Below are 16979 nucleotides of genomic sequence, written 5' to 3' on the forward strand. Positions count from 1 at the left end.
GGCCTCCATGACCGAACTCAAGGCCATGAACACGACCCCCGCCACGCCGATCGCGGAGGCGATTTTGCTTCCCGAACTCACGGCAGCATAATCAAATAACTGACCTGCACGGTGTCGAGAAAACTCCACCACTCAGCGGGACGTAACCAAGCTGATTTGTGCACAGTCAGAGGCCCACAAGCCCCTGAACAGGGAAAACGCGTGCCCGAGGTGGGACTCGAACCGGCTTCCAAGCCCCGGAAACACAGGGAAGTCCAGAAAACATGCCGAGTACGGGCCGGTCCGGCCGATGTACGACCCAATCCGAAGACCAAAGTGTTGACACTGTCAACACTCCCTCTATTCCCACTTTTGAGCCCTCTCCCCCGGCGGAACCAAGGGGTGCATGAGTACCGGTCCGGGTTCTCGGGTCAGGCGATCTGGATCCGTTCGTCGCCTAGTTCAACCTCGACACGAAGCCGCCCCCGGCCGCTTCGACGTATTTACGCAAGGTATCGACTTGGGCACGGTCAATGTCGCCGTGCTCGATCCGGGAGACCCTGTTCTGGCTCACATGCAGACGTGCAGCCAGCTGGACCAGTGTCAGACCCGATGCCTCGCGGAGCTCCCGAATCCGGCAGGCCCGGACCCCATCAAGCAGGTGTTTCTTGTGGGCGTCCACAGCAACCCGGTCAACAGACCGCTTGGCCACGAGTTCCTCTAATGACTCCGCCGCCACGATGCCTCTTCTCCATTCCATTCCGGAGTCGGGCCGATCCGCGAGCTCAGGCCTCCTCAAGGCGCTTCAACAACCCAGCGTCGTGGCACAGCACGAAGTCCAAGCCAGCACTGACATCAGGACCGAGGCCGTGACGATGAGGGTCCAACTCGGGCCCTCGCCGGACACCGTCCGGTTTTGAGGTGTGCGCCTCATCGGCCGACCGACCCACCCGACGGACGCTGTCTTCTGGAACAGGCCGGTTCATGTCCATGCCCGATAGTACCAACGCATCAAGCAACATAGTTCGTTGATGGACAAGTCCGACAGGCCATTGCTGTCACCACTCGGTGACATAATGAAATGGTGAAGGAGGACGTTTGAAGAACATGGGCAGCATCGACACGCCCGCAGCTGCCGGCGCGATCATCCGCGCGCGGCGCCAGGAGCGCGGGCTTTCGCAACAGTCACTCGCGGAGTCCGCCGGGGTTTCACGGAAGTTCATCGTTGATCTCGAAGCCGGCCACGAACGGGCCGAACTCGGCAAGACCATGGCCGTCCTCCACACCCTCGGGCTCTCGCTAACCGCCTCCGACGCCATCCCCGGCGGCAGCGACTACGATCCGGCACGGCGGGACTACGCGGAAACATTCACCCAGCTGATCGGCACGCGGGACTTCGAACTCGCCATCAAGATGCTCGCCGACTACGCCACAGCCTCCCTCAAAGCCGGGCGGCCCCTGCTCCAACGCAGCCCCCGACTCAAGGACCCGCACTGGTCCGCCGCCCTGGCCGGGATCACCAACTACACCGCGCACCGGCTCGGGCAACCCGCCCCGTCCTGGACCAGACGCATCAAAGCACTCAACGAGGCATGGATGCCGGCCGAGTCCTACCGGACCGTCAAGGAACCCATGAAGAAATTCACCATGTCCCAAACACCCGCCGAACTCGCCGCCCTGAACGTCTTCATCCGCGAACGCAGCCTGGCCACCGCATGAGCGGCGGAGAACTCACCGCCGATCAAATCCGCGCACTCCTCCACGAACTCGGCAGGCGCTTGCTGGCCCGAGGTGTTCATGGCGACGTCAAACTGGTCGGCGGCGCCGCGCTCATTCTCCAAGGAATCGGCAACCGCCCCACCGCCGACATCGACGCCAGCTACGCCAACCCCGCGGCGGTCAACGCCGTCGTCAGTCAAATGGCCGCGGACTACGATCTTGCGCCCGACTGGCTGAACTCCAGCGCGGCAGCTTTCATCCCCGACAACGCCACCTGGGTGACCCTGGAACAACTGGGCGGGCTCACCGTCCAGGCCGCGGACACCGAAACGCTCCTGGCGATGAAAATCGCCGCCGAGCGCGACAAGGACACCCTCGACATCGCCCGGCTCCTCCGCCGCCTCAACATCACCAACGCGAACGACGCCGTCGACCTCGCCTACAACAAATACGGCGACCACTCCATCCCCTTGGCAGCAGGCCGGGACAACTACCTCATCGTCGTCGACGACGCCCTCGACGCAGCCGCCACCCTCGAACCCAACGAATAATTTCCCAGACCAGCCCTCCAGAAAGCGGCTCAACCCACCCCGCGTTTGGATCACCATCACAGACATCGGGACGAGCAGTCGCCCGAGCCCGCTTCGCGGGCGGAAACCCTTTCTGCCAAGAAGACACCCCTGACACAACCCGTACAGAGGGCTGTACTGAGACCTTCTGATCTTCAATTGGCCGCGGGCGAGTGCCGGTGATCGTTCCCCGTCGGCACTCCGACCGACGGGGAGTTGCAGGGTGCTTTTCTATTTCGCTAGCACGGGTGGGCGCGCCGTCGCCATCGAGTCCCTGCCCCAGAGCCGGATTGAATGCCCCCCATTCGCCGCTTAGCGCGCGTTCGTCGTCAAGCATGGCCGAGCTAGGTAGATAATCTAAGACTTCGGACGCGGGACACGGCGTCGTCGTCGCACTCTCCGAGATGCGCGACCGCTTCCGCCTCGTCGCGAACGCCGTTGACGTCGTCGACCTCGACCCGCCCCTGCCCAACCTCCCAGTCGCCCGGGCACTATGGTCACCGAAACCGGACTTCGCGACCTCCACCGCCATCTCGAAGAACGGCCAGGCTCTCGGACACGGTGCCGTTCGGCGTCACGAGGGAACTCATCCTCTGAGAATCCTTCTGTCAGGTTCAGGGTGTTGAAGGCACCACTCAGCTGACGGTGTCAACGACGGCATCGGCATCCGCCGCAGCCCCGGTCCCTGCAAAGATCACCTGTGCACCACGCTCCAGGAGGGTTCGTGCTACCTCCCGGCCGAGATCGGTGGTCCCGTCCGTGACCAGTACCGTCAGGCCCGCGGGGTCCGTGAGGAAGTCGGATTCCACCGGACGGAGACCCGGTTCCGCCGCGGCGCCGTCGTCGTCCCCGGCAGCCACGAGGACGGCGCGACCGGATGCATCAATACGCAGGCTGAGTGCCACGGTTTCCTCCGGCCGGCAGGAGGGCAGCAGATGGGCAACCATGGACAGGCCAACTTCGGAGGAAACTATACCGATCCGCCACGGAAGGCGCTCTTGGAAGTAGGGCTCGTTGCTGACCCGGATGGTGGTCACGGCCTTGAGGATTCCGTGGTTGTCCACTTCCTCCCACGGCAACTCGGCGCCCAGGCAACGGTGGCAGGCATCGCGGGGAGGGTATTGGACTTGGCTGCAAGATGCACAGCGTTGGAGAATGAATGTCCCCGTTGCCGCACCCCGTAACAGTCCAAGAGCGGACATACTCCGTGCCTGCGGCGGCAGTACGGAGGTTATGTCAATCATGAGGACTCCCGTGCGAGGATCGTGGCTGCCGAACACAGTCCGCGGTCGTAGTTGATCATGCCGAAACCCGAGACGAGGCCGATTTCTGCGTCGGGCACTGCGTCCCCTTGTGATGTGCGGGTCAGTTGCCTAAGGGTCTCGACGAGGCCGAGTGTGCCGCCCGCTGCACCGGCTTGCCCCACGGACAATTGTCCCCCGGACGTGTTGTGCGGGAAAGAACCATCCACGGTGAATTCGTGCTGACCGACAAAATCCGGGCCCTCGCCCTTGGCACAAAATCCGAGGTCCTCGAACTGCATCATGGAAATCACCGGATAGTCGTCGTAGGTTTGCAACAGATCGACGTCGTCAGTGGTCACACCGGACATGTCCCATAGCTCGTCGGCGTCCACGGCCCAACCGCCCCGGAACTGAACAGAGTCTTGCGCGAAGGCGTTATGCCGCTCAATGGTTCCGAGTACCCGGGTGAAGCCAAGGTCCAGGTCGCGGGCGATTTCCTCCCGCATCACAAGGAACGCCTCCGCTCCGGCGCAGGGCATAACGCAGTCGAAGAGCTTGATGGGGTCCGCGATCGGGCGGGCATCCAAATAGTCCTGGAGACTGAGCGGTTTCCGGAGCAGCGCGTTGGGGTTGGACATCGCGTTTGCCCGCTGAGACACTGCCAGCTTGCCGAAATCTTCGGCGGAAGCCCCGTAGGCCCGCATGTAATGGTCGGTTAGCAACGCGAAGCTGGCGTTCGGCCCGGCCGCCCCCGTAGGGATAGGCGCCATCCTGGGCGAAACGGCTAAACGAAGTCAAGAGGTCGCGGAAAGACCCCGGCCGGTTAGTGTCGGCGGCAACGCAAGCTACGACGTCGGCGTCCCCTGCTTGCACGGCGCGGGCCGCCCTTCGGAGCCCAACCACTCCGGAGGCTCCGCCCAGCGATATTCCGTCAATCCAGCGCAAGCACAAACCCATGTGTTGAGCCAGGCCTACCGGGTTGTCCGGCGCGAGCGTGAAAGATGCCAAAGACAGGCCGTCGATCTGTTCCTTAGCGAGCCCGGATCCGTCGATCAGCGCTTTGAGTGCCTTCCCGATCCACCAGTGGACTGGCTGCTCGGAGAAACGTTCATAAGGTACGGTGACCGGCACCGCAACGGCTACGCCGTCGTAATTCGCTCGAGGAAAGGCCACGTTTGTCCTGTTGGTCGGGAACGGTTGTTGTTTGTCGCCGCGGTCAGCGGGTGAGAACGTATCCATGTTCTTCGCGGTCCCAGGTAGTGGGCGTTCTCCCTTGCTCACGCAACTGGAATTTCTTGACCTTGCCGTTTTCTGTGACGGGTAGTGAGGTTACGAAGTCAACGAAACGTGGGACGGAAAAATAGGAGATTAGCGGCTGGCAGTGGTCCAGCAGTTCCTCGGCTGTCAGGCTCGCGCCGGGTTGGAGTACGACAGCGACCATCACCTCGTCTTCCGCCAGTTCCGATCCGACGGGGAAGGCGGCCGCATTTTGGACCGCGGGATGGCGGATGAGCGCTTGCTCTACTTCGTAGGAGGAGATGTTCTCCCCGCGCCGGCGGATCACGTCTTTGATCCGATCCAGGAATGTGAAGTATCCGTCCTCGTCGCGAACCACGCGGTCTCCGGTGTGTAGCCAGAAGTTGCGCCACGCCTCCACGGTTTTGTTGGGCATGCCTAGATAACCGGTGGAGAAGGCGAAGGGTTCGTCGGCGCGGAGCACGAGCTCCCCCGGCGTGCCGGGAGGCATTTCGTTGTCGAATTCATCAACCACGCGTGCCTGGAATCCTGGCCGCAACCGGCCTATCGTTCCCGGACGGCCTTCGCCTCGCGGCGAGCCGATGACAAAGTTCGTTTCCGTCGTGGCGAAACCGTCGATGAGCGTGGTCCCGAACCTGCGTGAAAAAGTCTCCGCTGCATCAGACGGGACGCCCGGGGCCAGGATTGTCCGAATCCGGCGCTTGTCGTCGACTGGGGTTGCTGGCGTGGAGAGCAGGATGGGCACCATGGCGCCAAGGAGGTACGTGACGGTGGCGCCGGTACGTTCCAGCGATGGGAGGAACCCGGAAGCGGAGAAGCGCTTTTCGACCGCAAGCGTGGAGCCGGTCAGCAGCGCCTGGAAGAAGGTGCTCAAGGCATTGGTGTGAAAGAGCGGCAGCGTTGTTAGGAGGACGTCCCCCTCGACAAGTTCCAGGATTTGGGCGTTATGGAAGGCCCACCAGAAGTACTGAGCGTGTGGACACAACACTCCCTTTGAAACGCCCGTGGTCCCTGAGGTGTAAAGGACGGCTATGGGATCGCTCGGAAGGACTTTCGCGGCCGGCAGCACCGTAGGTTCCATGATCCAGTGGCCTGCAGGTACCGTGGTGCTTGCAGGCATTTCTTCGGAGCCGATCACCAAAACGGATTCCAGGGCCAATGCTTTCTGGTCCAGCACGTCGAGCCGGTCGAGGTAGCCAGACTCGGTAACCAGCAACCGTGCCCCGCTGTTTGAGAGCATGTGCTGCAATTGGGCGCCTCTGGCAGCAACATTCAAAGGAACCACGACGGCTCCGAGCCACGCGGCACCGAGGAACACTTCGAAGAATTCGCGACGGTTACCGCACATCAAGGCCACGCGATCCCCAACCTGAACACCGGCAGCCCCCAACGTTGCCGCCCCTCGCCCAGCGATGTCCATGGCCTCCGAAAAGCTGATCTCGCAGTCTTCGAAGACGTACAAGGTTCGGTCGCCAAACACATCCGCCTGACGGCTCAGCATGGAGGCGAGCGTTCGCTCTTGGGGCGGGAAAGCAGTGATCAGCTCGGACCATGGGCTGGAGATGGCATCGGTGGCTTGTGCGGTCATGCGCATATCCCTTCTGGATTGCTTAGGCAAGTTCGATGACCACCGGGATGTTTCCCCGTACGGCCCTGGAATAGGGGCACTTGGCGTGGGCGCCGACGAAAAGTGTTTGGGCCGTGCCGGCGTCGATGCCAGGCAGGTCAACCAGTAGCTTCACGGACAGGTTGAAGCCGTCGTCGCCGTGGGCGATGGTGACCTGGGCAGTCACGGAGGGTTCGAGGAGTTTGACCTTGTATTTGCGTGCGACGGTGGACAGTGCCGACATGAAGCAGCCAGCGTAGCCGGCGGCGAACAGCTGCTCCGGATTGCTGGTATCCCCTCCTGCGCCCCCCAATTCCACAGGAATGCCCAGCGGCAGGCTGATCATCCCGTCGCTGGAGCTGACCTTTCCGTTGCGGCCATTGCCGTCCGCCGTTGCTTCCGCGGTGTATTGCATTTCGATTCTCTTCCTCTTGACTGGTTGTGTTGTTTAGCTGTGGGTCGGAGCGGCAAGCTCCATGAACTCATAAATCGATTGCTTGGACGCCTTGGCGAAGGCCGGTCCGCGTGACACCGCGTTGCCGGTGATCCTTGCGACGCTGACGGCGAGCTCGGCTTGCTTCACCGCCAGCAGCGTCGGATTGGGGATCAACGCTCCCTCGACCTCCAAAGCCGACTCCCGGGCAGCGAGCAAGGCAAAGAGACCGCCGGCCGACATGACCACGTCAACGCCGCTGCGAGCGACCATTTTCTCGGCCAGGCCAAGGAATGAACCCTTGATCCGCTCATACGCGGGCGGGTCGTCAAATGCGGCCACGGCTTCGGCAGGCGACATGCACATCGCACGTACGTCCACCACCCGGTCTTCCAGGCCATAACGGCGGACCTGTTCACGGTGCCACGGCACATACACCGGGTCGATGCCCACCAGGCCAATGCGCGCGCCCAGCGTGCATGCTTGGTGCAGGCTGGCCTCGCCGTAACCGATCACGGGAATGTCGACGGCGGTCCGCGCTTCGAAGATCAGCGAATCCTGGAAGTGTCCTACCAGCACTGCGTCGAAGCCCTCGTTCTCGGCCTCTATGATCCCGGCCACGGACTGGACACCGCACCTCAGTTCGCACAGCCGGCCCAACTGGGTATCGGCCGGATGCATGCCACGGACCACGAACTCGACGCCGGGCGATGCGACTGACCGCAAATACTCGGATAACCGGCTCAGGTACGGCATGTGCACCGCCGGATCCGTGAAACTCTGGTACAGGATCCGCATTGGGGTCATGCGGGCTGAAGCTCTGAGAAGGCCGCGAGCCACGCTCCGGACATGTTGATGCTTTCCTCCGGCGTTGGGGTGGTACCGCGGTCAACCTCGATGACGATCCAGCCATCGAAGTCCGCGGGAAGGGCGTTCATGACGGCCTCGATGTCCATGTCACCCGTGCCCAGTTCCGTCCAGATCCCCGAGCGGGAGGACTTGCGGTAGTCCCAGCCTTCTTCGCGGCTCTGGCGGGCGATGTCCGCGTGGTAGTCCTTGATGTGCACGCCTGCTACGCGGTCCGCGTACTCCGCGATCACGACAGCAGGATCGACCCCTGTCCAGGCGAGGTGTCCGGCGTCGGGCCCGAAACGCAAGATCGCAGGATCAACGGAATCCAGCACGAAGCGGGCTTCGTCGGCAGTTTCGATCCACGTCCCCACATGGGGGTGCAGCGCTGCCACGCCGCCTTCGGCAACGATCCGCTCGGCGGCACTTGCCAGATAGTCCCGCACCAACGACAGTCGCTCAGGCGAGGCGTCATGCCCGACGGCGGGGCGCGCCACGCGCGGGGCCTCCCGCCCCATTCCGGTGGCGAGGAACAGCAGCGGATTTCCAAGAGCGACGTTGTTATAAGCCAGGGCCGATGCCCGCTCGAGGTTCGCGCTCCGTTCGTCAGCGTCGTCCGACCATGGGAGGCTGACGTAGCCCGGACCAGGGTGCAAACCGTACTTCGCGAGCAGCTTCCCGTAGGCCTCGGCCGTCATCGTCGCCGGCACTTCCGACTGTACTGCGGTGAAGCCCGCGCGGGCGATGTACTCCAACCTGGCCTCCAAGGGAGGTGCCAGGCTCGGATCAAGCCAGCCGTCCGCCGTCGCGAAATACTGCAAGGGGTTCAAAGCGAACTTCGCTCGTGTGATTGCCATTCTTAGTTTCCTTTCATGGAAAGCAACGTGTGCCCGACCGTTGCCGGGCGATCGACCGTGGAGTCAAGAGTGATTACTTCGCCCAGGTGGGCGGCCTTGTCGATGCCGAGCATCACTTCAAGGACGTGGAAGGCGAACTCTGCGGAAGCCCTGTGGATGCCGCCGTCGATAGCGGAGGCGAGATCGTCGACGCCGAGGCCCCGCTGGTTCTGTTCGGACGGTGCCCCGAAGGCGGGGGTGACCGGTTCGAGTTCCCTCCACGCATCGTCCTCGTGGCGCTTGATGAGGACGGGGCCATCGAATTGGTTGGGATCGTGCAGGCTCAAAGTCCCTTCCGTCCCGTAGATCTCGATGAGGGGCAGGGCGGTGTCCTGGACGTCGAAGCTCATCATCACGGTACCGATGGCGCCGGAAGCAAAACTGAAAATTGCCGACGCATGAGTGTCCACGGTGACGTCAAGTGAGTCCGCCACCCGGCCTTCGGCCGTCATTGGCCTGGTCGGAGCCCCGATGCGCGCAGCAGCGGAGATTCGCTTGATGGGTCCAAGGCAATTTACGAGTGCCGAAATGTAATACGGTCCCATGTCCATGACCGGTCCGCCGCCGGGCTGGAAGAGGAACCGTGGATCGGGGTGCCACTTCTCGGCGCGGGAGGACCGCACGAAGGCGCTTGCCGCAATCGGCTCGCCGATCATCCCGGCGTCGATGGCATGGCGCGCCGTCTGGCCTGCGCTCCCCAGGAAGGTGTCCGGGGCCGAGCCGAGCAACACACCGTTCTGCCGTGCGCTTTCGATCATCTGCCGGCCATCTTCCAGAGACGTCGCCAGGGGCTTCTCGACATACACGTGCTTCCCGGCGGACAGTGCTTCGATCACGGTCCGGGCGTGCAGCAGGGGCGGCGTCAGGTTCACGACAATGTCGATGCTTTCGTCACTGAGCAGGTCAAGCACGCTCCCGAAAGCCGGCAGTTCGAATTTCGACGCCAGCGCCTCAGCCCTGCCGAGGTCGACGTCGGCGACGCGGCGGACCTCGAGGTGCGGGAACCGGCGTTTCAAGCCCATGATGTAGCGGCCTGAAATGTTGCCGGCCCCAATGATTCCGATCGAATGGGACACAGTTTTCTCCTTAAGAATTGGTGGATTGGACGGATCGGCGGGGTTAGCCCTTGACCGCACCGCCAAGGATTCCGCGCACGAAGTACCTCTGAAGTCCGATGAGGATGGTGAGCGGAAGGAGCGTGGATACCACCGTGGATGCCAGCAGAAGCGACTGTCCCTGCCCGGTCTCCTGAACCATGCCGGCGATCTGGACCGTCATCGGCTGTGCAAGGTCGGTGCCGCCCAGGAACAAGAGGGGCACAAGGAGGTCGTTCCATGACCACAGGAATTGCATGATCGACAACGAGGCGAGGACCGGCAAGGACAGCGGCAGGACCACCGAACGGAAGGTCCGCAAGGCGGATGCGCCGTCTATCGCCGCGGCCTCCAGGACGTCCTCAGGGATGGATGCAATGAACCCGCGGACAAGGAAGATGCCGAAGGGTACGGTGAAGCCGACCTGGAAGATCCACACTGCCGGTACCGTGCCACTCAATCCCGTCGCGGTGAAGAACTTGAGCATAGGCACGAGGGTGACCTGCGGCGGAACTACCAGAAGCGCAACCAGTAAAAGCGAAAGCACGGACCGGCCCCGGAAGGACATGGTGGTCAGGGCGTATGCGCCGATTGCGGAGAGGAGCGTTGTCATGATCGTGACTGGGATCGAGATAGCCAGCGAGGTAGCCATGCTCTGGCCCATTCCGGTCACCGCGAAGGCCTGCTGGTAGTTGTAGCCCGTGAACAATGGAGCGACAAATGCCGTCCACCAGCCCGTCGATGCAATGTCGTTCGAGGTTCGAATGGATGAGACGAAGAGTCCCATAACCGGCGTGAACCAAATCACCATGAGCGCGAGGACGATGGCGTGGATGACTACCCGTCCCCACCGGCTCCAACCTCGACGGGGCGGCGCGGGGCGCCGACGCTTGGACGACTGGGCTCCCTCAGGCACGCCGGAATCTGTGACCGGCGGCGGGGTCACTGTAAAGGAAGCCATGTTAGGCACTCCTTTCTTTGCGGAACTGGCGGATGTTGATGGCCACGATGGGCAAGGCGGCAATCAGGAGGATGATCGCAATGACACTGGCGTGTCCGAGGTCGTTCGCGCTGAATAGCTCGTAATACTCACGGTTGGCGATGGTGTTGGTGTTGAAGTTGCCGTTGGTCATCACATAGACAATGTCGAAGACCTTGAGCGAAAAGATGACCGCCGTCGTAATCACTACCAAGAGCGCCGGAGCGATGTGCACCAAGGTGACTGAGAAAAAGATCCGCCATTCGCCCGCACCGTCGAGGCGCGCGGCCTCGACCAGCTCGGCTGGGACGCCTTTCACCGAGGCCGACAGGATTAGCGCCGCAATGCCCAGGCTCGCCCAGATGGCCACGAAGATCAGGCACAGTGTGTTGACGAACGGCGTCTGCAGCCAGGCGATGGGCTTGTTGCCTGGTATCGCAGTCCATAGCGCATTGAGCAGCCCTGTTTGCGTGCCACCGGCGGGCTGATACGAGAAGCTGTCGCGCCAGATGACGGACCCTGCAGTGAATGAGATCGCCGTCGGAAGAATGATAAGCGTCATGGCGAGCTTCTCGTACTTGACGCGATCAAAGAGGACAGCCACAAGAAGCGCCAGAAGCACCGTTCCGACGGGCAGCCCGATGAGCCAAATGACGTTGTTGCCGAGGACGGATTGCATCTCCTGTGAGAAGGCCCAGACGAAGTTGCTACCGCCTACCCACTTGCTTCCGGTTTGGTCAAAGAAGGCAAGAATGATTGATACGACGAGCGGATAGAGAAGCACCAGCGCCACCAGGACGAGCGGGATGATGAGCCAGAGCCAGGGACGGATGGTCGAACTGGCCTTTCCGAAGCCGGAAAACAGCCGTTCTCCCAGTCCGAGGAAGGCGTAAATGACGGCCGGGATGGCTACGGCACCGATGAGGATAAGCGCTGGAACGCTTGATGTGATGGCATTCATTGTGGTCCTTGGATGCGGGGCGGCCGTGTGACCGCCCCCGCGGTAGGAGTCTCAGCCGGCGCTGGCTGTCTGAGCCTGTTGGATTCGGGTAAGGACGGCGTCCAGGCTTGACGGGTCCTTGAGGTAGGAGACCACGCCCTGCCAGAATGCGGTCTTCACGCCTGCTGAGGCGAGGTTGCCCGGTGCAAGCGCTACCGAGACCTCGGAGCCGAAGTAGGTCTTTGCGACCTTCTGCAGGAGCGCGTTCGGGTAGGCGCTCGATGGAACGTTCTTGTTTGACACCACCCAGTTGCCGGCGGAGGCTAGAAGTGTCTGCTCTTCAGTGGAGGAGATGTACTTCATGAAGGCCTGGGTTGCCGGAGTGTCCTTGAAGGCGAAGAGCGCGTTGGCATTGAACGCTTCGTTGTTGGCGTACTGCGGGTCGCTTGCCGGAACGCGCACGAAGTCGAGGTTCTTGCCGGGCTCGATTCCCTTCGATGCGGCAGCGACGAGGGATGGCGTCCAGGTGCCCCACATCACGGCACTGCACTTCGCGGGGTCGGACACGAGCGAGCCGTAGCCTTTCGACGTGGACTCGGAGAGGCTGCCTGCGACTCCACCGTTCACGTTGGCGTCCTTTCCTGCGATAGCGCCGAACAACTCGAATGCACTCTTAACCTCTGGCGACGTCCAGGGCAGTTTGCCCGTGGCCCAGTCCTTCGATTTCTGGGCTCCGAATTTCTTGACGAAGAGCTCCTGGATCCATTGCGAGCCGACGGCGCCGGTCGCGGGACCCGACTCTTCAGAAATACACCAGGGAGTCTTGCCCGCAGCAGCCGTTTTGTTGGTCCACGCCTGGACATCGGACCAGGTGCCGTCCTTGGGGCCGTCGTAGTTCTGCGGGTTGTACCAAAGTTCGTAGTTGCTGAACCCCTGGTACATCGCGTAGACCTTCCCGTCGACAGACAGGCTGTCGAGGGTGCCTTGGCTGAAGTTCTTCTGCAGGTCCGTGACGCCGATCGCGTCTGAGAGGTTGAGCACCTTCGTCGACTTCACGTACTGCTGGATTGCGCCGAGGTTTTGCGTGCCGATATCGGGCGGGTTGCCGGCCTTGAGCCTGGACGAGATGACGTTGTTGTAGTCGCTCGTCCCGGTGAACTTGATGGTCACGCCGGTCGCTTCGGTGAACGGGGCGAATGCGGCCTGAAGGATGGCTCCCTCGCGGCCGCCATTCTCGTTGATGATCTCCAGCGAGCCGCCGATCTTTTGGCCGCCTGCGATGCTCGACGCTTTATCCCGGGCGGCGGAGATGAGGTCCGGACTCAGTTTGATGTCGGGTCCGTTGCCGCCGCTCGCGGCCTGCTCCTGGGTGGCGCACCCGCTAAGGGCGATTGCCAGTCCGAGCGTGGCTACCAGAGCCGCGGTGCTCTTGATTTTCGTGTGAAGTGGCATCTTTGCATTCCTTTGCCGGATTGGGCATGTGTATTTGGGAAGACGGTGGTGCGTCAGCGTCTTAGGCCGCTTGAGCTGTCATTGGGGGCTTGAGCGGGGTTGCGCTTGTTGAAACAAGCGTAGAGACTGAACAAAGATCACCACAAGATGCCGATTTAAGTTCGAAAATCGACATTTCTCGGAAGGAATACCAATGACCGGGCCGCGCGGAAGCAGCATGGAAAATTTGTCGCGCATCCTCACATTGGTGTGCGAAAACGGCGAAGCCAGCAGGGCAAACCTGGCACGCAGCCTGAACACCGCACGCTCAACCGTGGGCCTGTCCGTTGACTACCTGGTTGACCAAGGCATCCTCGCAGAAGACGAAACACGTGACGGAAGCCTCGGACGTCCTGTGAAGGCGCTCGCCCCGGGTCCGCGATCCGCGACCACGGGCATCGTCAACTTCCGTCAGGACGGTACCCAAATCGCCGTCGCGGACCTGCGCGGCACAGTGCGCGCCCAAGAAACGATTGATTTGAACTTCGGGGATGGTGCCGGGCCATCGATCGACGCCGCCGTGGCCATGCTCCGAAAGCTGGAGGAAAGCCTCCAGGGACGCGTCGGGCCTTTGGGTCAAACAGTCGTCGGAGTCCCGGCTCCGGTGAACTATCCCGCCGGCGCTCTTGTACGTTCCACGGTGCCACGCGAGCTCGGCTCATATCCGATAGTCGCCTGGGAGGAATACCCGGTCGCAAAGCACTTCCGCCAAGCGCTCGGCGTGAACACGATTCTTGAGAACGATTCCCACCTGTTTGCGTTGGGTGATGCACTCAGCGTGGGATCCGGCGGTTGGCCGCTTGTCCGCTTGCACCTGTCCTTTGGCGTGGGGGCCGGCATTGTCACAGAGGACGGCATCCTCTACCGAGGCGCCGGGGGTAGCGCGGGCGATCTCGCCCATATCGCACCCTATGGCGGCTCCGGTGACGTGATGTGTTGGTGTGGAAAGAAGGGCTGCGTTGCCGCCCTCGGTACGCTCCGCGCGGTCATGGATGATCTGGAAATCTTCCACGACAACGGTTCGAACCTGCGGTCTGGACTCGACGAACTGCGCAGGCGGCTACGGGTCGGCGAGGCAGCGGCAACGCAGCGCGTATGGTCGGCCGCAGATGCCATCGGCGAGCTGGCAGCCATGGTGGTGGACATCCTCAACCCGGCAACACTGGTCCTCGGGGGCGAAATGATGCACCTCGGAAGCGACGTCCTCGCCCGCGTCCGGGCAGTCGTCTACGAGCGTGCGCTTCCCCTTTCTACGCGCCGCATCCAGATCGGACTCTCGGATCTTGAACGGGACGGAGCCCTGCTTGGCGGAGCCCACCTCGGAGCAGCGGCGCTTCTCTCCCCGGAAGGAGTCCGGCACCAGCTCGATCTGGCGGCTGCCTCAAAAAACTGAGGACGTCAAGAGACCGAGGGACCGGGCCACATGGCTAAACGGTCCAGCCCCTCCACCTATGTGGCTTAGTCAGTGGCCTTGGAACGCCTCGGCAAGCCACCAGGACCCACCATCGGAGGCAATCTTCGCGTCGATGACCAGCGGCCGATTCTGGTTGCCAGCGCGGAACAGGTCCACCCATTCCTTCACTGAGTGTAAATCTTCGAGGGTCCGCACGGTCACACCCTCGGCCCCGAAACCACGGGCTATGGCGGCAATATCCGTTTCGGGGAATTGCACGCTGCCCAAGTCCACCGATTCGTCGACCTCCGCGAAGTGGTGGACTTCCGCCCCGTAGGCGGCGTCGTTATAGACAATGCACACGAGCGGCAATCGCAGCCGTACAGCTGTTTCCAACTCGCTTATGCCCATCAGGAACCCGCCGTCGCCAGCTCCCAAGACGGGAAGGCGTTCGGGCTGGGCAATGGCCGCGCCGATTGCCGTGTAGAGTCCCAGTCCGATTGCTTGGAATGCCTGGGTGAAGCAGAACCCGAACTCATCGGGCACCGCGAGATACTGGCTCGGGTAGCCCATGAAGTTGCCGGAGTCCACTGAGACGATCCTGTCGGCCGGGAGGATCGAATCGAGTTCGCGGCTGATGACGCGCGGATCAATGTGGGTGCCCGTTGAGAGATCGGGAGTCTCGACGTCGCGCCATCTCGCCGCACTCTTGATCGCCACTGCATTGGACTCGGTACGGTATTTCTCCGCCGGAGCCGGTTGAAGGATTCTCAACAGGGCGAGTGCATCAATCGCCGTCAGCGCGGAATCCCCCAGGACGCCGAGAGAAATCGGCCGGTTGGCTCCCAGCGCGGAATCCTCCACATCGACCTGGACCACCTTCGTGCCGGACGATATCAGCCGGCCATGCCGCATGGTCCACATGTTCAGGGCACAACCAAACCCGACAATCAGGTCCGCCCCACTGATGAGTTCAGCGGTCAGGGGCGAGGAGAAGCCACCGGAGATGCCCAGGTTGAACGTCTCTCCGTTGAACAGGCCGTGGGCTACGGCCCCGGTAGCCACAAGGGCGCCTGCTTGTTCAGCGAGGGCCAAAATGGCGTCTTTCGCGCCGCGTCCTCCCCGCCCGGCGATGAATACGGGCCGCTCGGCTTGGCGAATCAGCTGGACTAGACGTTCGACGGCGTCGGGCTCGGGACGCAGGCGGGGCGCGACATGGAGTTGCACCGAGCCGAGCGTATCGGGTGCCGAACCAGCCTGCACATCCAGCGGCAAACTCAGGACCACAGTGCGGCGTTCGTTGACGGCTGTGCGGAAAGCCCTGAGGGTGTCTGCGACCGCGGACTCGGGTGAATGGATCCGTTCGGCAACTGCACCGACGCTCCGGGCAAGCGCATCCTGGTCGATCTTGAAGTTTGACCGGATAGCAGCCGCCTGCGTATCAGCGGTCAAAACGATCATCGGGGTACGGCTCTTCGCCGCTTCCCCAATGCCGGTAATTGCGTTACTCAGGCCGCAACCTTGATGCGTGGAGACTACCCCCACCTTGCCGGACATCCTGGAGTAGGCATCAGCCATGGTAGCCGCGCCGCCCTCGTGCCGGGCCGCGGTGAAGGGCACACCTTCCTGGATCAGGACATTAGTGACGTCGAAATTACCGCTTCCGACGACGCCGAAAATGTGGCCGACCCCCAACTTCGCCAGCGTCTTGCCAACCAAGGTGGAAACGCGCACGTTCTCGCTCATGGACGCTCCACGAGCGCATAGGCGCGGGCCGGACTGCCTGTGCCGCCAACGATCGGCAGTGGGGCGACGACCAAGGTGGCGCCAACGGCGGGAAGATTCTCAACCTGGCGAAGGGACGTCAGCCCGTACTTGTCGGCTCCCAACAGGAATGAGTGCACGGGGAACATCGGGTCGAGGTTTGCCGCCTGACCGGCATCGATCCCTACTGTTTCGACGCCGAAGCCACTGATGCTGGGGTTCGCCGCGATCCATTTGGCACCCTCGACAGAAACTCCGGGGGTGTGCGGGCCGAATTCATCGGCGTTGACGAAGTCGGCGGCGTTGCCGCCACGCGTGGACCAGCCGGTGCGGAATACCACCCAGCAGTTCTCGGGCAACTCGCCGTGTTCTTCCTGCCAACGCTCAAAGTCCGCAGGCTCGAGCAGGAAGTCAGGATTTTCCGCAGCTTCGGCGCTCTTGTCGATGACAACAAGCGGACCGATGAGGCGGGACGGCTCAATCTGGTCGACTGATTTGCCGTCCCGGCCGGTAATCCAGTGCACTGGGGCGTCCAGGTGCGTTCCGGCGTGTTCGCCCACGGTGACGTCGTTCCACGCCCAGGCGGGACCGGCGTCGTCGAAATTGCTCACCGGCGAAAGGCTCAGGCCTACGGTGTTGGCGAGCGGTTGCGGCAGGTTCAAAATCGGCGTGTCACTGCTGAGCGGCGTGGTGAGGTCGATGACTTCGATCGATCCATCTGCGAGGGCTGCGACGAGCCCGGATAGTACAGACATTGCTCTCCTAA

The 16979-nt window shown here is 62.4% G+C and carries 16 protein-coding genes and 2 pseudogenes; 4 read left to right on the forward strand and 14 right to left on the reverse strand.

The genetic code is table 11. The annotated features are described in order from the left end of the window. Nucleotides 1–436 precede the first annotated feature (436 nt). Nucleotides 437–739: a helix-turn-helix domain-containing protein gene (locus AB4074_RS21250; RefSeq protein WP_441415169.1), complete on the reverse strand. Its 303-nt coding sequence runs from the start codon at nt 737–739 to the stop codon at nt 437–439. Nucleotides 740–1086: 347 nt separating this feature from the next. Here AB4074_RS21250 and AB4074_RS21255 point away from each other — a divergent pair, with 347 nt between their 5' ends. The 3 genes and pseudogenes from AB4074_RS21255 to AB4074_RS21265 all read left to right on the forward strand — a co-directional run. After that, nucleotides 1087–1698 (forward strand): type II toxin-antitoxin system Y4mF family antitoxin, encoded by a 612-nt coding sequence (locus AB4074_RS21255; protein WP_441415170.1) that lies wholly within the window; start codon nt 1087–1089, stop codon nt 1696–1698. Next, nucleotides 1695–2249, forward strand: coding sequence for a DUF6036 family nucleotidyltransferase (locus AB4074_RS21260; RefSeq protein WP_441415171.1), 555 nt, complete (start codon nt 1695–1697; stop codon nt 2247–2249). The genes AB4074_RS21255 and AB4074_RS21260 overlap by 4 nt, the downstream gene beginning before the upstream one ends. Before the next feature lie 383 nt (nt 2250–2632). Then, a pseudogene (locus AB4074_RS21265) lies at nt 2633–2851 on the forward strand (L-arabinose isomerase); the annotation flags it as partial. Nucleotides 2852–2902: 51 nt separating this feature from the next. Here the strand turns inward: AB4074_RS21265 and AB4074_RS21270 are convergent. The 11 genes and pseudogenes from AB4074_RS21270 to AB4074_RS21320 form a co-directional block, all read right to left on the reverse strand. Next, nucleotides 2903–3331 (reverse strand): hypothetical protein, encoded by a 429-nt coding sequence (locus tag AB4074_RS21270; protein WP_441415194.1) that lies wholly within the window; start codon nt 3329–3331, stop codon nt 2903–2905. Nucleotides 3332–3355: 24 nt separating this feature from the next. Continuing rightward, a pseudogene (locus AB4074_RS21275) lies at nt 3356–3511 on the reverse strand (zinc ribbon domain-containing protein); the annotation flags it as partial. Beyond that, the gene (locus tag AB4074_RS21280; RefSeq protein ID WP_441415172.1) at nt 3508–4215 is read right to left on the reverse strand and encodes a thiolase family protein; all 708 of its coding nucleotides are present in this window, start codon (nt 4213–4215) and stop codon (nt 3508–3510) included. The gene AB4074_RS21280 and the pseudogene AB4074_RS21275, both read right to left, overlap by 4 nt. Nucleotides 4216–4727: 512 nt before the next feature. Next, on the reverse strand, nt 4728–6356 hold the full coding sequence (locus AB4074_RS21285) for an ATP-dependent acyl-CoA ligase (protein ID WP_441415173.1): 1629 nt from the start codon (nt 6354–6356) through the stop codon (nt 4728–4730). A 22-nt stretch (nt 6357–6378) separates the two neighbouring features. Further along, nucleotides 6379–6795: an Ohr family peroxiredoxin gene (locus tag AB4074_RS21290; RefSeq protein WP_441415191.1), complete on the reverse strand. Its 417-nt coding sequence runs from the start codon at nt 6793–6795 to the stop codon at nt 6379–6381. Nucleotides 6796–6822: 27 nt separating this feature from the next. Then, a complete protein-coding gene (locus tag AB4074_RS21295; protein ID WP_441415174.1) occupies nt 6823–7614 on the reverse strand; it encodes an aspartate/glutamate racemase family protein in 792 nt (263 codons plus the stop codon). After that, a complete protein-coding gene (locus AB4074_RS21300) occupies nt 7611–8513 on the reverse strand; it encodes a sugar phosphate isomerase/epimerase family protein (protein WP_441415175.1) in 903 nt (300 codons plus the stop codon). The genes AB4074_RS21295 and AB4074_RS21300 overlap by 4 nt, the downstream gene beginning before the upstream one ends. A 2-nt stretch (nt 8514–8515) precedes the next feature. Beyond that, the gene (locus AB4074_RS21305) at nt 8516–9628 is read right to left on the reverse strand and encodes a Gfo/Idh/MocA family protein (protein ID WP_441415176.1); all 1113 of its coding nucleotides are present in this window, start codon (nt 9626–9628) and stop codon (nt 8516–8518) included. Between the two features lie 43 nt (nt 9629–9671). Beyond that, on the reverse strand, nt 9672–10607 hold the full coding sequence (locus AB4074_RS21310; protein ID WP_441415177.1) for a carbohydrate ABC transporter permease: 936 nt from the start codon (nt 10605–10607) through the stop codon (nt 9672–9674). Between the two features lies 1 nt (nt 10608). Continuing rightward, entirely contained in the window at nt 10609–11586 is a 978-nt protein-coding gene (locus tag AB4074_RS21315) for a carbohydrate ABC transporter permease (RefSeq protein ID WP_441415178.1), read from the reverse strand. A gap of 51 nt (nt 11587–11637) precedes the next feature. After that, entirely contained in the window at nt 11638–13017 is a 1380-nt protein-coding gene (locus AB4074_RS21320) for an ABC transporter substrate-binding protein (protein WP_441415179.1), read from the reverse strand. A gap of 193 nt (nt 13018–13210) precedes the next feature. On the opposite strand from AB4074_RS21320, the gene AB4074_RS21325 reads away from it, so the two are divergent. Next, complete coding sequence (locus AB4074_RS21325) at nt 13211–14449, forward strand: ROK family protein (protein ID WP_441415180.1); 1239 nt, start codon at nt 13211–13213, stop codon at nt 14447–14449. A gap of 69 nt (nt 14450–14518) precedes the next feature. Here the strand turns inward: AB4074_RS21325 and AB4074_RS21330 are convergent, their stop codons facing one another. Then, nucleotides 14519–16195 carry a thiamine pyrophosphate-binding protein gene (locus tag AB4074_RS21330; RefSeq protein WP_441415181.1) on the reverse strand — a complete coding sequence of 559 codons (1677 nt, stop codon included), beginning with the start codon at nt 16193–16195 and terminating at the stop codon, nt 14519–14521. Beyond that, nucleotides 16192–16968 (reverse strand): cyclase family protein, encoded by a 777-nt coding sequence (locus AB4074_RS21335; protein WP_441415182.1) that lies wholly within the window; start codon nt 16966–16968, stop codon nt 16192–16194. Before AB4074_RS21335 ends, AB4074_RS21330 begins: the two co-directional genes overlap by 4 nt. Nucleotides 16969–16979 lie beyond the last annotated feature (11 nt).

Source organism: Arthrobacter sp. 2MCAF14 (assembly GCF_052115645.1).
Taxonomy (GTDB): domain Bacteria; phylum Actinomycetota; class Actinomycetes; order Actinomycetales; family Micrococcaceae; genus Arthrobacter.